The 25,038-nt window shown below is 36.2% G+C and carries 24 protein-coding genes, 1 riboswitch and 2 other annotated features; all 24 genes read right to left on the bottom strand.

Annotated elements, in window-relative coordinates; genetic code table 11:
* Window positions 1-29: 29 nt before the first annotated feature.
* Entirely contained in the window at window positions 30-1,310 is a 1,281-nt protein-coding gene (obgE, locus tag ACTWP4_RS17710) for a GTPase ObgE (protein ID WP_443130115.1), read from the bottom strand.
* 19 nt (window positions 1,311-1,329) lie between these two features.
* Window positions 1,330-1,842 carry a Spo0B domain-containing protein gene (locus tag ACTWP4_RS17705; RefSeq protein ID WP_443130114.1) on the bottom strand — a complete coding sequence of 171 codons (513 nt, stop codon included), beginning with the start codon at window positions 1,840-1,842 and terminating at the stop codon, window positions 1,330-1,332.
* A gap of 550 nt (window positions 1,843-2,392) precedes the next feature.
* Window positions 2,393-2,671 (bottom strand): 50S ribosomal protein L27, encoded by a 279-nt coding sequence (gene rpmA / locus ACTWP4_RS17700; protein ID WP_100360057.1) that lies wholly within the window; start codon window positions 2,669-2,671, stop codon window positions 2,393-2,395.
* Window positions 2,672-2,685: 14 nt separating this feature from the next.
* Complete coding sequence (locus tag ACTWP4_RS17695; RefSeq protein WP_443130113.1) at window positions 2,686-3,018, bottom strand: ribosomal-processing cysteine protease Prp; 333 nt, start codon at window positions 3,016-3,018, stop codon at window positions 2,686-2,688.
* A 12-nt stretch (window positions 3,019-3,030) separates the two neighbouring features.
* Window positions 3,031-3,339, bottom strand: coding sequence for a 50S ribosomal protein L21 (rplU, locus tag ACTWP4_RS17690; protein ID WP_443130112.1), 309 nt, complete (start codon window positions 3,337-3,339; stop codon window positions 3,031-3,033).
* Between the two features lie 14 nt (window positions 3,340-3,353).
* Window positions 3,354-3,427 (bottom strand) — a sequence feature (ribosomal protein L21 leader region).
* A 35-nt stretch (window positions 3,428-3,462) separates the two neighbouring features.
* A complete protein-coding gene (locus ACTWP4_RS17685) occupies window positions 3,463-4,911 on the bottom strand; it encodes a ribonuclease E/G (protein WP_443130111.1) in 1,449 nt (482 codons plus the stop codon).
* A gap of 13 nt (window positions 4,912-4,924) precedes the next feature.
* Window positions 4,925-5,701, bottom strand: a complete 777-nt coding sequence (locus tag ACTWP4_RS17680; protein ID WP_443130206.1) for a site-2 protease family protein — start codon at window positions 5,699-5,701, stop codon at window positions 4,925-4,927.
* Between the two features lie 64 nt (window positions 5,702-5,765).
* Window positions 5,766-6,545 (bottom strand): peptidoglycan DD-metalloendopeptidase family protein, encoded by a 780-nt coding sequence (locus tag ACTWP4_RS17675; protein WP_443130110.1) that lies wholly within the window; start codon window positions 6,543-6,545, stop codon window positions 5,766-5,768.
* Between the two features lie 565 nt (window positions 6,546-7,110).
* Entirely contained in the window at window positions 7,111-7,908 is a 798-nt protein-coding gene (gene minD / locus ACTWP4_RS17670; protein ID WP_443130109.1) for a septum site-determining protein MinD, read from the bottom strand.
* A complete protein-coding gene (minC, locus tag ACTWP4_RS17665; RefSeq protein WP_443130108.1) occupies window positions 7,901-8,584 on the bottom strand; it encodes a septum site-determining protein MinC in 684 nt (227 codons plus the stop codon). Before minC ends, minD begins: the two co-directional genes overlap by 8 nt.
* A 36-nt stretch (window positions 8,585-8,620) precedes the next feature.
* Complete coding sequence (gene mreD / locus ACTWP4_RS17660) at window positions 8,621-9,160, bottom strand: rod shape-determining protein MreD (RefSeq protein WP_443130107.1); 540 nt, start codon at window positions 9,158-9,160, stop codon at window positions 8,621-8,623.
* The gene (gene mreC / locus ACTWP4_RS17655) at window positions 9,157-10,035 is read right to left on the bottom strand and encodes a rod shape-determining protein MreC (RefSeq protein WP_443130106.1); all 879 of its coding nucleotides are present in this window, start codon (window positions 10,033-10,035) and stop codon (window positions 9,157-9,159) included. Before mreC ends, mreD begins: the two co-directional genes overlap by 4 nt.
* A 12-nt stretch (window positions 10,036-10,047) precedes the next feature.
* Window positions 10,048-11,088 (bottom strand): rod shape-determining protein, encoded by a 1,041-nt coding sequence (locus ACTWP4_RS17650; RefSeq protein WP_443130105.1) that lies wholly within the window; start codon window positions 11,086-11,088, stop codon window positions 10,048-10,050.
* A gap of 188 nt (window positions 11,089-11,276) precedes the next feature.
* The gene (gene radC / locus ACTWP4_RS17645; protein WP_443130205.1) at window positions 11,277-11,960 is read right to left on the bottom strand and encodes a RadC family protein; all 684 of its coding nucleotides are present in this window, start codon (window positions 11,958-11,960) and stop codon (window positions 11,277-11,279) included.
* Between the two features lie 169 nt (window positions 11,961-12,129).
* Window positions 12,130-13,035 (bottom strand): hypothetical protein, encoded by a 906-nt coding sequence (locus ACTWP4_RS17640; protein WP_443130104.1) that lies wholly within the window; start codon window positions 13,033-13,035, stop codon window positions 12,130-12,132.
* Between the two features lie 397 nt (window positions 13,036-13,432).
* Window positions 13,433-13,555, bottom strand: a complete 123-nt coding sequence (locus ACTWP4_RS17635; RefSeq protein ID WP_443130103.1) for a hypothetical protein — start codon at window positions 13,553-13,555, stop codon at window positions 13,433-13,435.
* Window positions 13,556-13,852: 297 nt separating this feature from the next.
* On the bottom strand, window positions 13,853-14,614 hold the full coding sequence (locus tag ACTWP4_RS17630; RefSeq protein ID WP_443130102.1) for a prepilin peptidase: 762 nt from the start codon (window positions 14,612-14,614) through the stop codon (window positions 13,853-13,855).
* Between the two features lie 334 nt (window positions 14,615-14,948).
* Complete coding sequence (locus ACTWP4_RS17625; protein ID WP_443130101.1) at window positions 14,949-16,202, bottom strand: bifunctional folylpolyglutamate synthase/dihydrofolate synthase; 1,254 nt, start codon at window positions 16,200-16,202, stop codon at window positions 14,949-14,951.
* A 466-nt stretch (window positions 16,203-16,668) separates the two neighbouring features.
* Window positions 16,669-19,320, bottom strand: a complete 2,652-nt coding sequence (locus ACTWP4_RS17620; protein ID WP_443130100.1) for a valine--tRNA ligase — start codon at window positions 19,318-19,320, stop codon at window positions 16,669-16,671.
* A gap of 329 nt (window positions 19,321-19,649) precedes the next feature.
* Window positions 19,650-19,882: a binding site (T-box leader), on the bottom strand.
* Between the two features lie 60 nt (window positions 19,883-19,942).
* On the bottom strand, window positions 19,943-20,722 hold the full coding sequence (locus ACTWP4_RS17615; protein ID WP_443130099.1) for an ABC transporter permease: 780 nt from the start codon (window positions 20,720-20,722) through the stop codon (window positions 19,943-19,945).
* Complete coding sequence (locus tag ACTWP4_RS17610) at window positions 20,719-21,357, bottom strand: ABC transporter ATP-binding protein (RefSeq protein ID WP_443130098.1); 639 nt, start codon at window positions 21,355-21,357, stop codon at window positions 20,719-20,721. Before ACTWP4_RS17610 ends, ACTWP4_RS17615 begins: the two co-directional genes overlap by 4 nt.
* 221 nt (window positions 21,358-21,578) lie before the next feature.
* On the bottom strand, window positions 21,579-22,793 hold the full coding sequence (locus ACTWP4_RS17605; protein WP_443130097.1) for an NAD(P)/FAD-dependent oxidoreductase: 1,215 nt from the start codon (window positions 22,791-22,793) through the stop codon (window positions 21,579-21,581).
* Between the two features lie 352 nt (window positions 22,794-23,145).
* Window positions 23,146-23,271, bottom strand: coding sequence for an anti-repressor SinI family protein (locus ACTWP4_RS17600; protein WP_443130096.1), 126 nt, complete (start codon window positions 23,269-23,271; stop codon window positions 23,146-23,148).
* Between the two features lie 35 nt (window positions 23,272-23,306).
* A riboswitch (cyclic di-GMP riboswitch) is annotated at window positions 23,307-23,398 on the bottom strand.
* A 105-nt stretch (window positions 23,399-23,503) separates the two neighbouring features.
* Window positions 23,504-25,015 carry an alpha/beta fold hydrolase gene (locus tag ACTWP4_RS17595; RefSeq protein ID WP_443130095.1) on the bottom strand — a complete coding sequence of 504 codons (1,512 nt, stop codon included), beginning with the start codon at window positions 25,013-25,015 and terminating at the stop codon, window positions 23,504-23,506.
* Window positions 25,016-25,038 lie beyond the last annotated feature (23 nt).

The following is a 25,038-nucleotide window of genomic DNA, read 5'->3' as shown; positions in this document are numbered from 1 at the left end:
GATGGTCTTGCTACTGAGCATAGTATCTATTATTCCATAAACTCGAATTCATAATCAAGTAGGCGAACTGTATCACCGTCTTTTGCCCCACGTTCTCTAAGTGCATTATCTACACCCATTCCACGAAGTTGTCTTGAGAAACGTTGAACTGATTCATCACGACTAAAATCAGTCATCTTAAATAACTTCTCAATTTTCTCCCCATATAATACATATGCACCATCAGGGTCACGAGTAATCGAGAAAGCTTTTTCTTCTTTTTCAAATCGATACACGACTCGTTCCTCATGTTCTTCAACTGGTTTATAATTTTTCGGAATTTCGTCCAGTTTATTTGCTACAGCAAATAATAGATCACGAATTCCGTCTTTTGTAACTGTTGAGATCGGAAAGATTGGGTAGTCTTCTTCCAATTGCTCTTTAAAAAATGCAAGCTGTTCTTCCGCTTCTGGTAAATCCATTTTATTAGCAACGATAATCATTGGGCGCTCTAATAATGTCGGATCGTACTGCTCGAGTTCTTTATTAATGGTAAGGAAGTCTTCATAAGGATCCCGACCTTCTGTTGATGCCATATCTAATACATGTAAAATGACCCGTGTCCGTTCGACATGTCGTAAAAATTGATGGCCTAGCCCGATTCCTTCATGAGCCCCTTCGATTAAACCTGGTAAGTCTGCCAATACAAAACTGCGCTGATCGGCTGTATCGACAACACCCAAATTAGGATGCAATGTCGTAAAATGATAGTCAGCTGTTTTTGGCCTTGCTGCACTTACAGTTGATAACAAGGTAGACTTCCCAACACTTGGGAATCCTACTAACCCAACATCAGCAATTAATTTTAATTCAATTTGGATATCACGTTCCACACCAGGCTCACCATTTTCTGCAATTTCTGGAGCAGGATTTCTTGGAGATGCGAAGCGAATATTTCCACGTCCACCTCGTCCACCTTTTGCAATGACTGCCTGTTGTTTATGTTCAATCAAATCTGCGAGTACTTCACCTGTGTTGACATCTCTTACTGTGGTACCCGGTGGTACTGACAATACTAACGGTTCTGCATTCTTACCATGCATACCTTTTCCCATACCGTTTTCACCACGTTTTGCTTTAAAGTGTCTCTGATAGCGGAAGTCCATTAGCGTGTTTAAACCTTCATCAACTTCAAAGACGATATCACCGCCATCACCACCGTCGCCACCAGCAGGACCACCCATCGGAACATATATTTCACGTCTGAAAGCAACAATCCCATTACCACCGTCGCCTGCTTTAACATATACTTTGACCTGATCAACAAACATACTGTCTCACCTTCTTTCGTTATTCTTGCCACTCTATCCTCATTTTTTCTTCTATTGTCACTTGTTGAATAAAGGATAAAGATTCTAATTTCTGTTTCAGCTCGTCTATATCGATCCAATTAAGTTCAAAGGTTAATTGAATATGTATAGTATGATTCACTTTTTTGAAAATAAGCGTGCCGATATATTCTTCATATTCCTTTTGATACGAAGGTAATATTTGAAATACTTTTTGTACTTTAGCTAATAACGCTTCGTCATCAATAATGGCCGGTTGCTCATCAACAAACGATTGAAAATGCAATTGAAACGTTTCGGAACGCCAATTCAGTTGGTAGAGCCAGACCATTGTTTTTGGTATATTTAATCGATCCAAACCTCGTTCCTGATTGGATCTTTCCATCACTTCAGTTATTTTACTTTGAATTCTATCTAATTTTCCCATTTGAGCATAGCCCAAAATTAATTGCAAATCATTTAACCAGTCATGACGATAATGACGCAACATTTCGACTACATCTTGTTCTTTCAATGTCTTCACCCCTCACACAATAAGAAAATTATAGCACAGAAAAACATAAGATTCATCTATATGACGGTCATACCTCTTTCGAAGATAATATAAAACTGCGAAGTTGTGAAAGCTTTCGGAGTGAGACTATCTTCCACTCTTTCTAAAGAGTGCCGAAATACCTCTTCAGCTGAATACTACGGTTTGATAGAAGTTCTATCTTTTGAAAGTGGAGATCCATAGGAAGTAATTCCATAGGTTCGCTCTTGTAAAAATCAGAACTCTACACTAAGCGAAGGCTAGATACGCAGACTGCGGGAACAGTGCAAGCCGAAGATCCCGTAATGCACTTGCGTCTTCTAGTAATGCTTCGGTCCTTGGATAAGGCCGTGCTCCTGCCCGTGGAAAGCGAAGTATCTTGCCGGAGCGTTCCCTAACACTCAGCATAAATCAGAATGACGGAAAGCAAATCCAATATAAAGTTATTTCACAGTTTATGTATTTTGTAAACTTTTTTTAAGTTCAAAATAAAAGGCTCTAACCTTGAAAGATTAGAGCCTTTTTTATTTCCTTATGCAGGATATACACTAACTTTTTTGCGATCGCGTCCTAGGCGTTCGAATTTAACCACACCGTCTGCTTTAGCATATAGTGTGTCATCTCCACCACGGCCTACGTTTACACCTGGGTAAACTTTAGTACCACGTTGACGATAAAGGATTGAACCACCTGAAACGATTTGACCATCTGCACGTTTAGCACCTAAACGTTTAGACTCAGAGTCACGACCGTTTTTCGTACTACCTACACCTTTTTTCGTTGCGAAAAACTGTAAATCTAGACGTAACATGTTGTTGCACCTCCTTATTTTTCAGAGATAGATATATACTGACCATAATCCCGCTCAACGGTCTGTAAGGATACCAACATACCTTCAAAGAGTAATGATGCTTTTTTTAAAAGTTGATCATCCAATGAATCAGGTATTGTGACTTTCAGATATCCGCCTTCATCACCGGCTTGGTCAATGTCCAAATCAATCTCACATAACGTAAACACTGCATTGACAGACCCAAAAGAGACAGCAGAAACAGCAGCACAAACTAAATCATGCCCCTCTGGCCCGCTTCCGGCATGCCCTGTCAGTGTAAATGATTTTATATACGTTTGCTCACGCTCAATTGTCAAATTAATCATAAAAACAAAACCTTACGCATTGATTTTTTCAATAGTAACTTTTGTGTATGGTTGACGGTGACCTTGTTTACGTGAATAGTTTTTCTTTGGCTTGTACTTAAATACAGTGATTTTCTTTTGACGTCCTTGCTTTTCAACTTTCGCAGTTACAGAAGCTCCGTCAACGTATGGAGTACCAAATTTTGCATCTTCTCCACCTACTGCAAGTACTTTATCAAATGTTACAGATTCACCAGCTTCAGCAGCTAGTTTCTCAACAAAGATCGCTTGACCTTCTTCTACTTTCACTTGTTTTCCACCAGTTTCAATAATAGCGTACATTCTCTGCACCTCCTCATATGACTCAGACTCGCCATACAGGTAGCTTATCAAAGCTTTAAAAACCTGTTCTGCGCGGTTGTAGCAACGGGTGCTACATAAACAACAAGACGATCTTACCATATTTTAAAGCAACTTGTCAATGACTATTTCCGGATTGTCGACCCTATACTGATCAATTAATTCCTTACTCCCGGAACGTATGATTTGATAATGTTGTACGGATTCATCTGTATAATAATACAGCTCCAATTGAATTTTAGATAAGACATTTTCACTTAATTTTTCTTTAAAAAAGATATACAAGTCTGGATGAAGTACAAGCAACAAACATTCTGTATTTCGATTCCACTCAAATAGTTCACGCTCGAGTTGATACCCGATCGTATTTAATGATAATACAGGTTCCATACTTGACGCCCTATTGGTTAACAGCTCCGAAAGTCCCGTTCTTTCTCTTTTTCTCGTCATTTCCAATAAGCCTAACTGTGTAAAACCGAACACCTCTGTTCTTATCGGATCCTCCCGTAGAGTCTTCTTTATTTCTCTTACTATGAAAGCTTCTTCTTTTTTTCCCATTTTCAAAAAATCAATCAGAATAATTCCTGATATATTCCGTTTGCGAATTTCCTCCACACAATATTTAACCGAGCGCTGGTTAATCCGAAAAATCGTGTCTTGTTTATTTTGGCGACTCGTAAACTTGCTGCTGTCAATGTCAATCACGGTTAATGCCTCTGTTTGTTCAACTGTTAACGTGATACCATCTTGCATTCGAACCACCGGTTGAATCGCTTCAAATACCCATTGATTTATATCTTTACCTGCAATCTGATTAGCATCTTTCCTAAGCCTCATCTTATTTGCCAACTTTGGAAAAGTGGCCTTCATTTTTTGTAGTGTATGACGCTCATCAAAGGTAATGTCATGGAAAGCTTCTTTTTGATATTGATTTAACATTTGATCTGGAACCATTGGATATTGAAAAAGGAAATATGGTGCTTTCTGTTGTGATGCTTTTTGATCCAACTCTCTCCATTTTTTTCTGATATTATTTAATTCATTTAATACTTCTTCTGTTTCCGCATTGACTATATCCGTTCGTAATATCGCTCCTTCATTAGCAGATAGTTGATCAGTTAAAAATCTTTTCCATTTATCTGAAAGTTCTTCTGTTAATTTTTTTGAACTTGCAACGTAATTTCCTTTGGGTAAGTAAATTATTCGTTGTCCTGTAAATGTTATATTAGCTGTAAGTCTTGGTCCTTTATCTTGATATGGCTCCTTGATAACCTGGACCATAATACTGGCGCCATCCGTCAGATAAGATGAGAGTTTTTCGTTTGTCTTTATAAAAGGCACTTCACTTTTTGGCAGAAAACCAACTTTCTTCTCCCCAATATCGATAAATGCAGCTTCAATGCTTTCATCAACATTTCTTATTTTCCCTTTATAGATGGAGCCTAAATGCGCATCTTTTGACTGACGATCAATAAAAATATCGATACATTGTTTGTCTTCAAACAGCAATCCGATTTTTTCCGAACAACTTGTATAAAAGTGTAATTTCTTCATTTTAATCCTCTTTCTATCCTGTAAGCAAATGACCTACACTTGCGTGAATATTTTTCTGATCAAAATAACTTTGCAAACAGTCGCGTTCTGATATCCAATAGACCTTGCCATGCTGATCATATACTTTGATGTGGTGGTAAGTATCTCTTTTAAATAATCGAAACAATTCCAATAAACTAATGGATGCAGGAACTTCAATATTCCTTTGTTTACGATATTTAGTGGTCTCACTATATCGACTCCATAAAAAACGCCACCATTTAAAATACCTTCTTTTCCATTCTAATCGATTTTCCCAAATTAAAAAAATCATAAGTAAAACAAAACTTAATGAGAGCCATGCCTGACTGTATACATAGACACTCACGAAAACAATTGTAACAATGGAAATCACAATCATCCATTTATGAGAAACTTGAAATGAAAAAAAAGAGTCCAAGCAAAGCTGGACGAGCTTTCCACCATCGAGTGGCCATATTGGCAATAAATTTCCTATAAGGATGAATGTATTGTATTGATAGGCAAGCAATAACGTTGATTCTGGCAAAAAAGCATTTATTTCGAGCATATAGATAACGCAATAGATAAAAACATTTTGTAATGGACCCGCCACCGTTACCAAAAATTCTTCACGTAATGGTCTTGTCCCATACTCATCTGTTTCCATCACTCCACCAAAAACCCACAAAAAAATGCGCCGAATTCGCCACTTGAAAACGCGCGCGCAAGTATAGTGTCCTAATTCATGAATGAAAACTATTAAAAAAATAATAAAAAATTCCACTAACATACCTGTAAGAATTGCGACAAGTAAGAAAAAAAATAAAATTGGGTGAATATGAATGGGAGGTAACTTAGGGTTGTTCATCAACATGCATCACCCGAATCGGATCAATAAATTCACGATTTTTTTCTATTGCAAAGTACATCGCTTTGTTTGTCTCGGAAGGCTCGTAGTTACCAATTTTCTGATTTGTCCTTATCGATTGATAGGAATGAACATCGATATTTGTTAAATTCCCATAAATCGATTTACTACGATCTGCGTGTTGGATAATCACCGTTTTACCAGTTTCGCGATCATTACCTGCGAATAAAACGGTACCTCCTTCTACAGCTATTACCTCTGAATCTTCAGCTGATGAGATTAGTATACCTTCTCCGTTTTCTTGAAAAGTCTGATTGACCTGACCGGAGACAGGCAGTGCTGTAGTCTCTGTCGTTTCTTTGCTACCGAGATCTGCTTCTAGTGCAAATGGAGCACCAAATCGCGCTTGATACCAGGCATTTACACTTGCAAAAGGGAATTCTACTGTCATTGCATAATTTGCCCAATTGCGTGGTTGCTCAAGCCACTTCTGGTTGGTATTCATTGAAATAACTGTAATAAAAAATATCAGGGCAGCCACAATGCTTTTTAAGAGAAACTGTCTTATAAATGGTTGGTCATCCTTGCTGCTTTGATATCCTCCTAAACTTGGTGAATAGCCATGTCGTTCTTCATCTTCCATGTAAGCCTGATTTAAATAATTGTGATGTTTAACATTTGATAAGCGTGATGATGTGATTTTCTTTTTGGATTCTTTTCTTTTCAAAATATTTTGGCGTATTTGTGATAGATTATCTTTTTTCATCAGCATCCATTCCTTTTTTCCAACGTTTGTACAATATATGTGGACAACCATCAGAATATGAAAAAGCGCTTAAAAAACTTAAAAAATTCGGTTAAAAGTTAAACTGCATATCTCATGAGGGGACTACCACAGACGCTTTCCATAGCTTAGTATAGCTTTCTAATAAAGTGACAGGCAAGCACAAGAATAAAGTTCCATGAATTCTATTCTTTGTCATATTCCAGAATATTAAGATAAGCGTAGGAAGATTTACGTAAGAAAAACTGGGCAAAACACGCCTATCCTTAACTATATGCTAAGTAAATCTGTGGCGATTGCTATGAGTAGCCATTTTGAAATATATCAACAGATTGACAACCACTCCGACTTCCTTGCACACAATCACATTTATAATAAATAACATCACTTGTCAACAATATCTTTATTTATGACTCATTTTAAATGGGATACCAAAATGCTGTTATACCAACAGTTATATACTATCCTCTCTTATAAAAAAAGAGTTTGCCGGTTAAAGTGTACCCTTTGTAAAGGACATTTTAGATCTGGCAAACTCTTTTTTTGCTTATTTGTTTATTCCGAATGCTTTTTTTACTTTGTCTATGAACGTTACTTTTTCCTCCAACGAGAGTAGTGGAACGGATTCTCCGAGAATTCTTCTTGCAATATTACGATAGGCGATAGAAGCTCTAGTATTTGGTTGAAATGCAACAGGTTCACCATGATTAGATGCTTTAATCACATCATCATCGTCCGCCACAATACCTAATAAATCTATCGACAATACTTGTATGATCTCATCTACATCCAGCATATCGCCATTTCTCACCATATGATTTCGTATACGGTTAACGATTAGATGAGGAGGTTCCATCTCTTCTTGTTCTAATAAACCGATAATTCGATCGGCATCCCTTACACTTGATTTCTCAGGAGTTGTCACTACAATTGATTTATCTGCCCCTGCCACCGCATTACGATAACCTTGCTCAATACCCGCTGGGCAATCAATTAATATGTAATCATAATCCGGCTTCAATTCTTCGATAATTTCCACCATACCTTCAGGAGTTAGTGCCGATTTATCACTTGTTTGTGCTGCTGGCAATAAATATAAACAGTCAAATCGTTTATCTTTTATTAATGCCTGCGAAATTTTACATCTTTTTTCCAGTACATCCACAATATCATAGATGATACGATTTTCCAGACCCATAATAACATCTAAATTTCGCAGTCCAATATCCGTATCTATTAAACATACTTTCTTATCTAGTAATGCTAATGAAGTCCCTAGATTTGCCGTAGTAGTCGTTTTACCGACACCACCTTTACCAGAAGTAATAACGATAGCTTCACCCATTCATAACTCTCCTTTCAAAAGCATTTAAATCTGGACGCGATCTTGCAATAGTACTAATGCGGTCCATTACAATTTGTTCACCTTTTGAATCAATAAAACCACATTCCATTGGGACACCATCTGAGTCAGCATCTGGTGATCTGCTAATAATTTCCGCTATACGTAATTGACTAGGTGCCATATGTGCAGCAGCTATTACTGCATTTCTATTACCATCTGAACCAGCATGGGCAATCCCTCTCAAATGACCCATCACAAAAATATTTCCCGTTGCAACTATTTTTCCACCAGGATTCACGTCACCAACCAATAATAAGTCGCCATTAATTTCTAGAACTTGTCCAGAACGAATAATCTTATTATGTAAATCAACATCTGTTTCTTCTTTCCATTTTAACGCATCTTCTTTTAAAATGACATTCGAAGAGATTTGATCAACTACTAACTTATTATGCTTGCGAATAACTTCTCTTAGCGTTTGTTCCTGCTGTTTCGTAACATAACGGTTCCCTAATTCAACTTTTACGGTGATCAATGGCTCATCAGCTACCATATGTTTCGTGGAAAGAATCTCTTCTAATTCTTGTAGTAACTCGTTCCATGAACATTGATCATTCACAAAAAGGGTTAGACCATCTCTCGTTCCCTTTATTGTAATCCATTTATTTGATGCCACTTCTATTCAACCCCTTAAAACATTCGCTAGCCATTATCAATCTGATCGCTCAAACTTAATGTACGACCATTTTGTTAATTTTTTTGCAAAGATAAGATAAATGAGCACACCGAATAAAATATTCCATATACTTGTGGGAATTAACCGGTGCTGCCAAAACATATCCCAACTGTCATCATGTACTTGAATAATATTATAAAGGAAAAAGAGCAAAATGTCTGTAGCTACAACCCCTAGAATCGTCATTAGTAACGCAATTATAAAGTTCGTCTGCAATACTTTCATTAATCCTCTTACTGCATATAACACTGCTGTATAAGCAAATACATAAACCCCAATCACATCTGTATACACTATATCGATAATAAAACTAAAAATTATCGATAATGAAATAGCATAATACGTTGTTTCTTTCTCAAAAAATATTGTTACATATAACAGAAACAAAAAAAGAAAATGAGATACAATTATCCATTCATCTTTCACAAACGGAAGATCTATTTTAGCTAATATCCCTTCCAGTATCACCAATATAAAGCAGATGAGAGCAATTAGAAAAGGGATCATGCGTTTCATGATTCATCCTCCTCTGTTTGCTCATCTATAGTTGTCATGGAACGATCAATGACAATGACATGATTTAAATCAGTTAAATCTGCTGATGGTCGTACATGTGCTATACTTGTTAATTCATAACGATCAGCCTCTACATCAACAACTTCACCAATTTCAAGCCCTTTAGGAAAAACACCACCAAGTCCTGAAGAAAATACATATTGACCTGCTTTTAACTCTTGGTTATTATCGTTCATTTCAAGTAAAAGTAACTCAGTCTCTTCATCATATCCGACAATAAATCCTGAACTATCTGTTTCAGTTTCATCTTTGTACACATTTACAGAAATTCGATTGGTACGGTCAAATCCGTTAAGTAATAACACAGTTGAGGTAAAAGGTGAACTTGATTGAACTTTTCCGATCATCCCTTTTCCTGTTACCACTGACATATTGGGCTCAACACCATGCTGTGTTCCTTTATTTATGGTGATTTGCTTAAACCATTGATCCTTACTTCTTGCAATAACGGATGCCTGAATTGCATCAAAATTCTGTAGGAAATCTGACTCTGTTTTATCTAGCAGTTCTTTTAATTCATCTATTTCTTTCGTTAGCTCTTGATTTTCATATTCTAACTGTCTTATCTCATCTAAGCTTGATTTTAAATGTTGATTTTCCTGATAGACATTGCGAATTTCTTTAATATTGGTTACCACGCCAGTAGTGAACGTAATCGGCTTATTGATTACTTCCTGTACCCATCCTACACTGTCATGAATAAAATCTTCAAATATTGTAAGGTTCGTACGGTCTCTTAACGAAAAACCAATCAAACCAACAATAATGATTAACGAAATCATCAAAATAAACAGTCGCCTTTTTTTATAAAACATCATAACACCTTCTTAATCTGATAAACGCTGCACCCCTACGTTTGGATGTGCCCGAAAATGCTCAATATATTCAAGCGATTTACCTGTTCCGATTGCGACACTATCTAAAGGTTCATCTGCTACAAATACCGGCATTTTTGTATCATCACTTATCACATCATCTAAATCTTTTAACAGTGCTCCTCCACCGGATAACACAATACCTCTGTCCATAATATCTGCTGCAAGCTCTGGTGGCGTACGTTCTAAAGTGTTTTTCACTGCTTCCACAATGGAATCAACTGTATCTTTTAATGCGGAAGCAATTTCAGATGCGGTCACACTTATTGTTTTCGGTAAACCTGTTAATAAATCACGTCCGCGAATATCCATTTGTTCCTTATCAGATGAAGCTTTTGCAGATCCTATGTCCATCTTTAATGATTCCGCTGTACGCTCGCCAATCATAAGATTATATGTTCTTTTCACATATTGAATAATTGCCTCATCCATATCGTCACCAGCGGTACGAATCGATCTACTCGTTACAATACCACCTAGAGAAATAACCGCAACCTCAGTTGTTCCCCCACCTATGTCAACAATCATACTACCAGTTGGTTCCCAAACAGGTAAGCCAGCACCAATAGCAGCAGCGAACGGCTCTGCAATCGGAAAAGCATCTTTTGCTCCCGCTTGTTTGGTCGCATCAATTACAGCTCGCTCCTCTACCATAGTAATACCCGATGGCACACATACCATTACATTAGGCTTTTTAGCTAAGCTAGATCTATTTTTCTGTGCCAATTTGATATAATATTTCATCATCGCAGCAGTTGTATCATAATCTGCAATAACACCATCTTTCATCGGACGAATAACTTGGATATTTCCTGGAGTTCGACCAATCATATTCTTTGCATCACTTCCAACTGCCTCAATATCACCTGATGTTTTATTTATTGCTACAACGGAAGGTTCGCGCACAACAATGCCTTTTCCTTTAATGAATACTAATGTGTTTGCTGTACCCAAATCAATCCCTAAATCTTGTGATAATTTAAATATTCCCAATCTTGTTCTTCCTCTCAACCTTTATTATACAAAACATTCACTTCAATATTTTATGCTTTTATTGACTTTCAATCAAGAAATTATACTCTTTTCACAATAATAAACGCCTTTATACAAGCAATCTTGTATAAGGCGCTATAAAAGCTTGTTTATTCTATTATACTTAACTTTAGCAAAAATAGATAGTGCTATAAGTACCCTTTTTCTTTTAATGAAATAAATTTATGATCACCTATAATCAAATGATCCAAAAGTTCAATACCTATCATTTTGCCACTCTCTAATAATCGCTTTGTAACATGGATATCTTCTTGAGAAGGAGAGGGATCTCCCGAAGGATGATTATGCGCACAGATGATCGAAGCTGCAGACCGTTTTATCGCTTCACGGTAAACTTCCCGAGGATGGACGATGGAAGCATTCAAACTACCGATGAATATCGTTTGTCGATGAATAACTTGATTCTTAGTGTTAAGAAAAATGGTAACAAAATGTTCCTGCTTAAGACTGCTCATATCTTGCATTACATAATTTGCTCCATCTTCCGGACTTCTAATGACATATCTTTCTTTTTCTTTAAATTGTTGAATTCTTTTGCCAAATTCAACAGCCGCCAGAATATTAACACCTTTTACCTGACCAATGCCTTTAATTTCAGTGAGTTCTTCAATAGTAACATCTTTCAACATTCTTAAACCTTCGAAATGTTGTAAAACCTTTTCCGCTAATTGGTGTACATTCTCCTTTTGTGTCCCAGAGCCTAATAAAATCGCCAATAACTCCTGGTTGGATAAATGACTTGGTCCATGCTCCAACAGGCGTTCTCTTGGACGGTCTTCTTTTGGCACTTCTTTCATTTTAGTGGTTGGCATCTCCAATGTATATTCCTCCTTCATTTCAATATCTACTATTTTAACGAGTAGGAATAACATCAGCAAATAGCTAATTGGGGATTTTCTAGCACCCTAAACAACAAGTTTTGCCATTTTCGTTATAAGAAAAAAGCAAAACTTGTTACCTACAAAGTGCGAAAAAGTGAATTTACTTATTTGCTAAATTTTCATACTGATTTAATATCTTTAATAATATCACTTGACTGGATTGTTCATCGTCTGCTGCTTTTAACGATTCTATCTCCTTACTTAAAACTTGGGTCTTTTCAGAGATATTGGAGGGTTTATCAGACAACCATTGATCAATCGCTGCCTTATCCGTATTACCTGCGATCATTTGTTCCAATAAACTTCCCAAATCAGTTAGCCAGGACTTCTCTTCTTCTGAAAGTGAGATTGAAACTGAATTGACGTGCCAATCCTTACCGGCATACATTTCGTAACTACTTGGAAAAGTATTGGTTGAAAATTGCTTTGATTCCTCAGAAGTAGACCTTAGACTAACAAATACATGATATTTTTCTTCACGAGACCAGACCATACTCTCTATTTGATCTCCTTTTAACTCTTGTACTAATTGGTTAGCTGCATCTTTATTTGAATATACACCTGCCTGAGTAACAAAAAAATCAAATGCTTTACTTTGAAAAGTTGCTTGTTCACTTTCAGCAGTTTTATCTTCCTTCTCAGAATTGTCACTTGTTGCTGAAACTGCTTGGCCATTAGAGGTATTTTGATCAAACGCCACTTCTTCTGGGTCTAAATCTACAAATATTTTTAACATCATTAATCCTAGAAAAGATCCTATTAAAATAGCCGTAATGGCAGAAAGAAGAAATGATTTATATTTTGACCAGAAAGATGGCTTTTTAGAACGATTAAATTCATTCTCATCAGGTGTATAGTTACGTTGAAATACCTGATGATCATCCATGACCGGATGATGATTTTCTCTGATATAATCTTCTAAGTTAGATTGATCAGTAGACTTATGCTCAGCTGAACTACTTTTACTCTGGTTTATCCGGACTGAAATTTGTCTTTTATTTTCCACGGTAATCCCTCGTTTCAAATCCTTTTCTATCACCCTATCATATCTATCTTGAGATGTAAGACGACTTTTGTCAGTTCTATCAAAAAAGCGTTCATCAAAATGTGACAGATAGTAGGAAAAACATTCATTTTTTTCTATTTCATTTACTTTAAGAAAAGGATAACAAAACGCGAATTACCATTCTGATTAAAAACGAGTGCATTGAGACTCTTTGGCAAGCTCCCCTGCAGCTTTCTTCCGTGCAAAGGAACCAAACGAAAGCGAAGTATGATGGAGGAGCATTCATCTTGCACCCATTTCAAAGAAGACGGATGAAAGCAAAACTATGCTTAAGTTACGTCGCAGTTAATAATATTTGATTAGCTTTATCCTATCTTCACGAAAAAAAGCACTTCCTTTATGGAGTGCTTTTTTCACTATTCGGTATTTCGAGTAAATTTAATTCGGGTGCATAAAAAGCGTGAAATTGGATGGTGAACTCAAATGCAGGTTCTTCGTTCTCAACTCGATCAATATTCATATCAAATAAATCTCATTATCTTTTATATGTGTAATAAATTGCTGAAAAGACTCATATGATGGCGCTAACCCTTCTATTTGATACACGAGACTTTTCAGGTTATTTTTTCTTCAGGCGTTATTTTTACCACTACCATCCGGCCAAACTTAATATTAGCATCATTTTAGCTTGATTTAGTATTCTACACTACTAGATCATTCTCTTTTTATTAGCAGTTTGTTCAAAGTAGCTGACGATATTCCCGAGACAGTCTCTTGCCAATTTTGGACATTTTCTATATACACTTTCTATTCACTTTCAATACCAGATCAGATTCATATATGCTTCGATAAGCTTATCACCGAACATAAACGTGATGATAGTACCTAATACAATCGCCGGTCCGAACGGGACTTCTTGTTTTGCTTTAAAACCTCTCTTAAACAGAACCACGCTGCTAGATAATAAACCTACCAATGTTGCCATAAAAAAAGCAAGCATTATATATGGAAATCCTAATACAACGCCTAACAGTCCTAACAATTTCATATCACCAGCGCCCATCCCACCTCTACTAACAAGGATAATAAGTGCGATCAAACCATATCCTGTTGCAGCGCCAGCAATACTGGACCACCATGGTTCAAGTGGTTGAAGGACTCTAAACAGAATAAATACAGGCAAAAAGAAAAGCAGAATTTTATTAGGGATAATCATAAAACGAAGATCTGTTACTAATATAATCGAGAACAAACTGACTAAAACAATTGCAATCCATAAATCCAGTGATAATCCTAGGTACAAATAGCTTAACAGGAAGCCAAAGCCTGTAATTAATTCAACTATTGGATAGAGAAAAGATATCGATTGTTGACAATGTCTACATTTTCCTTTTTGCATTAAAAAAGAAAAAACCGGTATTACTTCATACCATCTTAATGTATGATTACACGCCGGACATACAGATCTTGATGAGGATAAAAATGTATGTTGGGGAATTCTAAGACCTACTACATTAAAAAATGAGCCAAAAATTAAGCCAAAAACAAAACATACTCCACTATAAAATATATCCAACATCGATAAACTCCTATTTAAAAAAGTTGGGTCAAACGCAACTGGAATATTTAAATGTTCATAAAGGGTTTCACACTCCAATTGCTGATTATTTCCAAAGATTTTCTTTTGTCTCTTATCCTCTATTGACTATGAAAAAATTACTATGTTCCTTACACAATTAATAAAATTGATCACTGCTAGTAATTTTCAAGCTTTAATAACCGGATCATTTATAGGCTATTATGTACTGAGTTCATACACTTATTTTTCCATAACTTGTCATAATATTAAAACAATTATACTTGCTCCACTAATAAATAACAATGATTTTTAAATAACATTTGGTGGATATTTGTTACTTTTTAACTACACTCTTTATGAATTCGACAAAGTGAAGTGAACCTGTGATTAGTATCAAGTCATTTGGATTACTGTTAACTAATAGATTGTCTAGTGCTTGTTGCGCATCTAGGTAATAAACGACATGATTGGGTATTTCTACATCAGATAATGCTCTTGGATGATCAAAAGTAGTCACCATAATCTCGTCCGTGAGCTTGGATAATTCCTCAATCATCCTACTTATGTCTTTATCACGAAATGCACTAAATAAGACTTTAATGCTTCCCTCGATATTTTCTTCCTCAATTGTTTCTACTAACTTGCTAACACTTTGGACATTATGTGCCCCATCAGCGATAATTCTTGGGTTTTCATTAATAATTTCCATTCGATTCGGTAATTTAGCTCTAAATAATCCTTTTTTTATCGCTATATCATTAATATTAAATCCATTATCATTCAGTAGATTGAATGCTTGTATTGCTAAGGCTGCGTTCATGATTTGGTGACGACCTTTCATGGAAAGATCAATAGAAAAATGCTTTGATCCACTACTCCAGAGAAAATGGGGCATATCTATTTCTTCTGTCCAAAATTCCTTTTCATATTGATACAGAGTAGCACATTGTTGAAGTGCTACTTCTTGAACAACTTGCAAAGCTTCATCGTCCAATTCACCTACAATAACTGGCACGTTTTCTTTTATAATTCCCGCCTTATGCACTGCAATAGCTCTTAACGTATCACCTAAAAAGCTCGTATGATCAATTGCAACAGTAGTAATAATTGTTAACAGTGGCTCCACTCTATTTGTTACGTCCTCTAGACCACCCATACATGTTTCGATTACAGCGATATCAACATTATCTTTTAAAAATAATAACGTGATAATCATTAATATTTCGTATTCAGAAGGGGCTAAATCAATATGATCCATTTCATCTATTATAGGTAAAAGGTTATTAAGAATAGCCGTAAAATCCTCCAAGATAATGGGGTGATTGTTAATTGCCATATGATCCAGAATAGTAGGAAGACCTGGTGATTGAAAAGTCCCAACGATCCGTCCACTCTCCATTAATACTTCTTTTAAATACGTCAGAGTAGAACCTTTACCATTTGTACCGGCAATATGGATTGTAGGAATCGATTTTTGTGGATGATTAACTTTTTCTAATAAATAATCTAACCGTTCCAATCCAGGCTTTATCCCTAACTTTCTTCTTGATGCAAAAAAATCTTCCAACTCCTGTTCAGATTGAATCATAAAAACACACCTTTCTTTTAATTAACAAAGTAGATAACAACTGCGAAGCAATGAAAGTTTTGGGAGTGAGACTCTCTTCCACCCTTTCTATAGAGAGTGCCGAAATACCGTTCCTGCAGAATACTGCGCTTTCCGTGGGCTCAGGCTTTTCGCTAACTTTGTGAAGAAAAGCACTTCACAAAGTGGATCTTCAGCTCTCGCTGTCCCGCAGGAGTCTCCGTATTCTGCCTCCGCTATGATAGATGTTCTATCTTATGAAAGTGGAGATCCATAGGAAGTAATGCCATAGATTCACACTTGTAAAAATAAGAATTCTACACTAAGCGAAGTATCTTGCTGAAGCGAATGGTAGCACTCATCAAAATTCAGAATGGAAGAAGAAAGATCTAAAAAGTATTACTTCGCAGTTTAAGTTTTATACACTTGTTTTTGTGAAAAAGAGACTGTCGATGACAGCCTCTTTTCTTTATTTCTGTAACTCTTGAATACGTGATTGTACTTTTTCACGTTTTTCCATGTAATCTTTTTGTTTTTCCTTTTCTGCCTCTACTACCTGTGCAGGAGCTTTACTAACAAATCCTTCATTGGCTAATTTTTTGTCAACACGTTCAACTTCTTTAGTTAATTTGTCCAGTTCCCCTTGAAGACGCGCTACTTCTTTGTCAATATCGATTAATCCTTCTAAAGGTAAGAAAATTTCAGCACCAGTTACTACCGCAGACATTGCTTTTTCTGGTACTTCTACTTTAGTATCAATGGTTAAATCACTTGGATTACAGAAACGATCTAAATAGATACGATTTTCTTCCAAGTGTGATTTTATTGCTTCATCTGTTGCTTGCACAATGATAGGAATTTCTTTCGACATTGGTGTATCGACTTCTGCACGGATATTACGAACAGAGCGGATGATCGCTACAAGTTGTTTCATGATGTCAGACGCTGCTTGATTCGATAAACTGTCATCTACAGTTGGCCATGCTGCACATACGATTGACTCGCCTTCATGTGGCAGTTGCTGCCAGATTTCTTCTGTCACAAATGGCATAAACGGATGAAGCATGCGCATAGTATGGTCTAACACATATGCCAAGATCGAGCGAGTTGTTAATTTTGCTTGCTCATCTTCTCCATATAATGGTAATTTCGCCATTTCAATATACCAGTCACAGAAGTCATCCCAGATAAAGTTATACAGGTAACGTCCTGCCTCACCAAAATCATATTTATCAACGTGACGTGTCACTTGTTCAATTGTTTCGTTAAGTCTCGTTAATATCCATTCATCTGCCACGGACTTTTTCCCTGATAAGTCCATTTCATCATAACTTAAGCCATCCATATTCATTAATGCAAAACGGGATGCATTCCATATTTTGTTAACAAAATTCCATGTCGATTCTACTTTTTCCCACTGAAAGCGTAAATCCTGACCAGGACTTGATCCTGTTGCTAAGAAATAACGTAAAGAATCTGCACCGTACTTATCGATCACTTCCATAGGATCTACACCGTTACCAAGGGACTTACTCATTTTACGTCCTTCTGCATCGCGAACTAATCCATGAATTAATACATCTTTGAATGGGCGTTCATCGTTAAATTCAATCGATTGGAAAATCATGCGTGATACCCAGAAAAAGATAATATCATAGCCTGTTACTAATACATTAGTCGGGAAGAAATGTTTAAAATCTTCGTTATCTGTATCTGGCCAATTGAGTGTTGAGAATGGCCATAATGCTGATGAAAACCAAGTGTCCAATACATCCTGATCTTGTTCCCAGTTTTCAATATCTTCTGGTTCCTCTTTTCCTACATACATTTCACCTGTTTCTTTATGATACCAAGCAGGAATCCGATGGCCCCACCATAATTGTCGGGAAATACACCAGTCACGGATATTTTCCATCCATCTGAGATACGTTTTTTCGAAACGGTCTGGAACAAAATGGACTTTTTCATCATCAGTTGCTTTTTGAAGTTCAATAGCTGCATCTGCCAATGGTTGCATGTTTACAAACCATTGTGTGGATAAATATGGTTCTACAACGGCATCGCTACGTTCTGAGTGACCTACTGAATGCATATGTTCTTCAATTTTAAAAAGGACACCTTGGTCTTGAAGATCTTTGACAATTGCTTTGCGGCATTCAAAGCGATCCATCCCTCGATATTTACTTGCAACCTCGTTCATTGTACCATCTTCGTTCATAACAAGTATACGTTCGAGGTTATGACGATTACCAATTTCGAAGTCGTTTGGGTCATGCGCAGGCGTTATTTTAACAGCCCCTGAACCAAATTCCATGTCAACATAATCATCTGCTACGATTTCAATTTCACGGCCGACTATTGGCAGTTTCACTTTTTTTCCAATCAAATCTTTATATCTCTCATCATCTGGGTGTACGGCTACCGCTGTATCTCCAAGCATTGTTTCTGGTCTTGTTGTTGCAACTTCAATATGACCTGATCCATCTGCTAATGGATATTTCATATGGTAAAAATGTCCTTGAACATCTTTATAGATTACTTCAATATCTGATAAGGCTGTTTTAGTTGCAGGATCCCAATTAATAATGTATTCACCACGATAGATAAGACCCTTTTCGTATAATGTTACAAATACTTCTTTTACTGCGTCTGATAATCCTTCATCTAAAGTAAAACGTTCGCGAGAATAATCAAGTCCAAGTCCTAATTTAGACCATTGTTTACGAATAAAGCCTGCATATTCTTCTTTCCAGTCCCATGCCTTGTCGAGAAACTTCTCTCTGCCTAAATCATAACGTGATACGCCTTCCTCGCGTAATTTCGCTTCTACTTTCGCTTGGGTTGCGATACCTGCATGGTCCATTCCTGGTAAGTAAAGTACATCATAACCTTGCATTCGTTTAATTCTGGTAATGATGTCCTGAAGCGTTGTATCCCATGCGTGTCCGATATGCAGTTTACCGGTTACGTTTGGTGGCGGGATCACAATTGTAAAAGGTTCTTTGGCCTTGTTTTGTTCTGCTTCAAAATATTTTCCTTCTACCCATTTGTTGTAACGACCCTTTTCCACTGTAGTTGGATCGTACTTCGGCGGTAAATTAACTTCCTGTTGTTCTGACATTTTATATCCTCCTTATATTTACACTTATTTCATTTAAGAAAAACGGGCATGCCTCGCTTAGTCGAGCTATGTCTGCTTGACAATAGATGCAAACTACGAACCAATAAAAATTCATTTTGGGTGTAATGTTCTTTCATTCTTCTAACGGTGACTGCTAGTTCGGCGCTGCGGAAAAATACTCCCTTTCCGTGGGTCCGAAGCGATTGGCAGCACTCATCTATAATCAGAATGGAAGAAAGCAAATCTAAAAAATATAACTGCACAGTTTATGTTTTTTGTGCATAATTTCAAACCCTAGCATATAAAAAAATCCTTTCCGCCCTTGTGTTAAAAAGGACGAAAAGGATTGGGTTTCCGCGGTACCACCTTAATTTATAAGTAATATTTACTTATACGCTTAGCAGAAGATAACGGATTTCACCGGCTTTTACCTACTTGAAATGTTCAGTAAAGCTGCATCAGAGACTACCTTCCTTCACCTTTTTTCGAGAAAACCTTTCAGCCTATGGGTTTTCTTCTCTTGCGAACAGTGTGAAGTACTCCTTCTCATCATCGCATCTGACTAGTTTATGATTCATTATATGTTATTTTATCCAAAAGGAATCAATTAAGTCAAGTCTAATTATAATTTCAACTGTGCATAGTTGTTAAAAAAAGTTTTATAGCCAAAATACAAGAATAAAATAACAGATAACGAAACACTGCCGGTGATCCCAAGCATAATCGCAATTTGATATTTGATCGCATCCATCGGACCTGCCCCAGATAAAATAACACCGGTCATCATCCCCGGTAAAAAGACTATCCCCATACCAACCATACTGTTTATCGTTGGTAAAATTGCTGAATCAAAAGCATGATTAACGATACCTTGTGATGCTTTATTTGGTGGGGCCCCTAACATCAAAGCTGCCTCCACTTCTTTCTTTCGCGAGGTAAATCCTTCTACTAAAGAACTAACTCCAAGTGTAATACCAGTCATGGAGTTTCCAATTAACATGCCAGCAATCGGTATGAAATATCGAGGATCATACCAAGGCGAAAATTGAACTACAATAAAATCAAAATAGAGAAAGGCAAATAATGTTCCGGACACCATCGAAAACGCAATGATTTTCTTTAATTCTCTACTTAAGGATTGCTTTGTTCGTTTATAAATATTATAGACTGCGAATGTTTCCATGACAATAATGGTGATAACCGAATAAATCATTTTTTCATTTTCAAAAATAAACATAAGGACATAGCCAACTAATACGAGTTGTATTGTCATCCTTAGTGTCGCAATAATAATCTCTTTCTCTCGTGGGATTTTACGCCAGCGAACGATCGCTAATAAAATAACAATAAAAATATATGCAGTTACAAGTTGCCATATAGTAATTTCAAGCATTTCATTCACGAAAGAGCACCCTCTTTCGTTAGAATGTCATTCATATAGATAATTTCATCGCTATATGTTTCAGCGACTTCTTTCGAATGTGTTACCATTATTGCTGTTTTACCTGCGTTACGGATCTTCTTTGTAAATAAGTCCATCACTGCTGTTTCCGTTTCTTCATCAAGAGCTGAAGTAGGTTCGTCCAGCAAATATACTTCAACATTCATCAGAAGCACACGTCCGAATGCTAATCTCTGTTGTTCACCACCTGATAATTTATCAGCTTTTTCATCTAAATTTTTAGTCACATGTAACTCTTTTAATAATTTGGTAAGCTCCCAGTCTTCTACTTCTTCTTTATCTGCAAAGTGCAGGCCTATTAAAAGGTTATCACGAACCGTCCCATCAAAAACAACAGGGTCCTGCCCAAGCATTACGACTTCTCTTCTTAATTGAACTGGGTCTAAATCTGTGATCGGTTCATCTTTATATGTAATGCTTCCTTGGTCAGGAGTAAGCATACTGTTAAACATCTTTAATAATGTTGATTTTCCGCTTCCGCTTTCTCCAAATAAACAGTAAACTTTACCTGACTCAATGTCTAATTTCCTCACGGTTAAAATATCTTTAAAAACCAATTGATTGATCGAAAACATTCTGTTCCCTCCAAATACTTGGTCTATTATTTGTATCTGTCTACAAATAAATAGTATAAAAAAGAGCAGACACCCATTGTATCTGCTCTCATCCTTTAGCGAAAGTCTCGCTTATCTTCCATTTTTCTAGAAACGAAAACATAAGCAATGGTTGCAACTACTGTTAATAATGTATAAAATAATGTATTTTTCATTCGACTTCCTCCTCTATTATAGTTCTATTAAAATGGACGAAATTTACCCTTTTTCAGTACAAGTGTTGGTCCACCTAATAAGAACAGATAACGGTCATCAATCACATTTTTCATCACTTTTGCCTGCATTCCATATATTTTATTGCCATCAAATACAGTACCCATTGCATCACTTCCGCCTAAAGATGCAACCGTTCCTTTATCATCAAATTTAAATTCCTGTAATGTACCTCCGTAAATCATGGTCTTAATATTATGTGCACAAACATCTGCTTCTTGTATAGCAATTTGCGCAGTCGGAGGGTATGGTTTGCCAGTTTCGTTATTCATAACCCATGCACAATCACCTAAAATAAACACTTCGTCATGGCCTGGAGCACGTAATGTTGCATCCACATTAACTTTACCCTTAGTTAATTCAAAACCAGATTCTCCAACAATACGATTAGCTTGTACACCACCAGTCCAGACAATAGTACCTGCTGTAATTTCCTCTTCATCTTCACCGACGATAACTGAATCAGCTTTCACTTCTTTTATCATAGTTCCGAGCTTAAATTCTATACCGCGATATTCTAGAGATTCTTTCGCATAACTTAATAATTCTTCATTAAATCCAGGTAAAATCGTTGACATTGCTTCAACATCAATAATTTTCACATCTTGACGTGGAATATCATATTTTTTACATAATAGCGGAATACGTTCTGCTAATTCACCCAAAAATTCAATGCCGGTGAAACCTGCACCACCAACGACAATTGTTAGCATACTTGGGTCTGGATTTGTCTCATTACGATAACGAGCAAACTGATACTCAATGTGATCTCGAATCATGCGACTCGTATCAACACTTTGAATGGAAAAAGCATGCTCTTCCATTCCAGGAATACCAAATGTGGCCTTTTCAAAACCTAAACCTATGACTAAATAATCGTAGCTTATTTCACCGTTTTCTAGTTGGACTGTTTTGTCTTCTTTATTGATTTTTATAACCGTATCATGCACAAAATTTACTCGACGAGTATTAATGACATCTGAAATCATGATTCGAGAACGATTGACATCAATTGTTCCTGCAGCAACTTCATGTAACCATGTTGTTTGATAATGATAATTGTGTTTGTTAACTAATGTAATCTCAACTTCTTCTTGTGAAAATTGTTGAGTTAATCGCTTAGTTGTCATCATTCCTGCATAGCCTGCACCAAGTACAACTATTTTAGGTTTGTTTCCTATCATCGAATCCTTCCCTTCCTGTTTTAGACCCATAATAAACTACGATAGTTTTCACCTTTTTTACAATTTGTATGTATCATATCAATCGCTGTCAGTATATCAAAATTAAATTCCCTCGTCTAATAAAGTGAGACTTCCATCACAGGGTTTTATGGACAATTTGCGCTATAATAAACTATACCCCAATTTGAGACAATAACACATTAATTATATCGTGGAAGTGGTTAACCATCGATGCGGAATAAATCTCTCGATAATTCGTTTAGTTTCTCGATGTTAGACATCCTCGTCTATACATTCATAGTTTTAAACAAAAAGAAAAAACCCACTTTTAGGTAGGGTTTTATTCGTTGTATTACACATTGGATTTACATTCATTCTTTTTTAGGAATTCACGCACTTCTTCTATCGTATAACCACTCTCTTTCGCTTTTGCCATCAAGTAAATCCATTCATAATCAACGTTTATTTTTGTTGGCATAAACGTATTCCCCTCCTAAAATACACTACAGTATTTCAGGCAGCTCAGCCATCCGAAAACTTATGTATTATTATACGGATCTGTAACTTTGCGTCCCTACCTCTCAATAGGTTTGCCTTTTTCTGATCATTTCTGTACAACATATAACTTCAAAAAATAAGGATATGATTTTATCTATGGTTACCTTGTTATCATACCATTCCTATCATTACACTTCCATTACAATTACATTTTAGGTATCAAAACTGGATTTAAAACCGAAGTGTTCCAAAAGTTCTCTGTATTGTAATTCTTTTTGCTTTTCACCTATGTTCTGATACCAGTCTACAAGAAACTCTGCCATTCCGGCCCAAATTCGTTCTAGTTGATGATAAATTTGTTGAAAATAATCTTCATAAAGACCAGGGAAAAAATTATCTGAAGCAATTTTTAGACATTCCTCATATATCTCAACTTTTTCGATTCCCTTTGACAATTTTAAACCATTCTCAAGTTTTTGCCGATATACTAAATAATCAGTATTAATAGTACCACTGATTACTACATGCTCTCTTTCTGTAACAACTATTGGTTCATCTTGACTTATCTGAGCAGGCTCAAGTATTTTCTTTAAATGATGTAAAGAGACCCTCAATTGATTTTTAGCTTTAGTTAAAGATAAATTAGGCCAAAAAGCATCGCAAAGCTCATCTCTTGTAACCGATTTCTGTAAAATTAAATAAGTAAAAATTACTTTTGCTTTTCTTTTACCCCAACCTTGAACAATAGCCAGACCATTTATAATAACTTCAAAACGGTGTAACATAAGAACGGAAATGTGATTTACACGCTTATCCAGTCGTTCAATTTGTGCTTCTAATTCTCTCTCCATTTCAAATTTTAACTCAGATAGATATTTGTATTTAACCTTATTTTTAATACTTTTCTGTTGAATAAACTGATGTATCCATTTCGCCACGATAGATGGTTGATCCAATTGAACGACAAAAGATGCATCAGGTACGGTTAAAAACCTTGCAGAAGGCACAGCGTTTAATGTCGCACTAAATAGTTCTGGAGGGTAAACAGGGTCTTCTGAACCAACTAAAAGCAATAACGGCTTATTCATCGCTTGCAATTGCTTCCGTGCCATTTCAATATGACTTGTATTAAACAATTCAAAATAGACTTCTTTGTTAACTTTACGATATCCTTCTCTTAATATACTTTTATTTTCTTCCGTGGTATTATAACAAATCTGTGGAATTAATTCTTCTCCCAACACCTCTAGGCTCTTAGAATGATTACTAATTTTTTTTCGATTGGTAACTTGCTTCTCTCCCAATTTCTTAGGATAGTTAATGGGAACTGCGATTAATGTTAATGAAAGAATTTCTTCTCGATACTGATGGGCATATTGAATGGCAACAAAACCACCTAAACCTTGTCCAATTAGATGAAATTCATTAATTTGGAGGTAAGTTTTTAAATGCCTTAGATCACGGCACATACGGTCTAGTATTGGCTTCTCACCAGAATAATCACTAAGCCCATGTCCTGGTAAATCCAACAGAAGAATATCATAATCCCTTTCTAACAATGGTAAAATAGGCCCCCATGAATTAAGATGCAATCCTAATCCATGAAGCAAAACAAGTACATTTTTCTTGTTTGATTCATTTGAATGAAGCCATTTGTAATGAATCATAAACCCTTCACTATTAAGATATGATATATTATCACCCCCATCAAAGAACACCGACACATTTCATTAACTCCATATTACCT

The organism is Gracilibacillus sp. D59 (assembly GCF_052246695.1).
Lineage (GTDB): Bacteria > Bacillota > Bacilli > Bacillales > Amphibacillaceae > Gracilibacillus.
The sequence above is the reverse complement of the archived record's forward strand: the minus strand, read 5'-3'. Positions and strand labels throughout refer to the sequence as shown.

Coding starts and splice junctions, on each gene's coding strand:
- obgE (WP_443130115.1), bottom strand. CDS start 1,310: ATGTTTGTTGATCAGGTCAAAGTATATGTTAAAGCAGGCGACGGTGGT.
- rpmA (WP_100360057.1), bottom strand. CDS start 2,671: ATGTTACGTCTAGATTTACAGTTTTTCGCAACGAAAAAAGGTGTAGGT.
- ACTWP4_RS17695 (WP_443130113.1), bottom strand. CDS start 3,018: ATGATTAATTTGACAATTGAGCGTGAGCAAACGTATATAAAATCATTT.
- rplU (WP_443130112.1), bottom strand. CDS start 3,339: ATGTACGCTATTATTGAAACTGGTGGAAAACAAGTGAAAGTAGAAGAA.
- ACTWP4_RS17685 (WP_443130111.1), bottom strand. CDS start 4,911: ATGAAGAAATTACACTTTTATACAAGTTGTTCGGAAAAAATCGGATTG.
- ACTWP4_RS17680 (WP_443130206.1), bottom strand. CDS start 5,701: ATGTTAGTGGAATTTTTTATTATTTTTTTAATAGTTTTCATTCATGAA.
- ACTWP4_RS17675 (WP_443130110.1), bottom strand. CDS start 6,545: ATGAAAAAAGATAATCTATCACAAATACGCCAAAATATTTTGAAAAGA.
- minD (WP_443130109.1), bottom strand. CDS start 7,908: ATGGGTGAAGCTATCGTTATTACTTCTGGTAAAGGTGGTGTCGGTAAA.
- mreD (WP_443130107.1), bottom strand. CDS start 9,160: ATGAAACGCATGATCCCTTTTCTAATTGCTCTCATCTGCTTTATATTG.
- mreC (WP_443130106.1), bottom strand. CDS start 10,035: ATGTTTTATAAAAAAAGGCGACTGTTTATTTTGATGATTTCGTTAATC.
- radC (WP_443130205.1), bottom strand. CDS start 11,960: ATGCCAACCACTAAAATGAAAGAAGTGCCAAAAGAAGACCGTCCAAGA.
- ACTWP4_RS17635 (WP_443130103.1), bottom strand. CDS start 13,555: ATGAATATTGATCGAGTTGAGAACGAAGAACCTGCATTTGAGTTCACC.
- ACTWP4_RS17630 (WP_443130102.1), bottom strand. CDS start 14,614: ATGTTGGATATATTTTATAGTGGAGTATGTTTTGTTTTTGGCTTAATT.
- ACTWP4_RS17625 (WP_443130101.1), bottom strand. CDS start 16,202: ATGATTCAATCTGAACAGGAGTTGGAAGATTTTTTTGCATCAAGAAGA.
- ACTWP4_RS17620 (WP_443130100.1), bottom strand. CDS start 19,320: ATGTCAGAACAACAGGAAGTTAATTTACCGCCGAAGTACGATCCAACT.
- ACTWP4_RS17610 (WP_443130098.1), bottom strand. CDS start 21,357: ATGTTTTCGATCAATCAATTGGTTTTTAAAGATATTTTAACCGTGAGG.
- ACTWP4_RS17605 (WP_443130097.1), bottom strand. CDS start 22,793: ATGATAGGAAACAAACCTAAAATAGTTGTACTTGGTGCAGGCTATGCA.
- ACTWP4_RS17600 (WP_443130096.1), bottom strand. CDS start 23,271: ATGCCAACAAAAATAAACGTTGATTATGAATGGATTTACTTGATGGCA.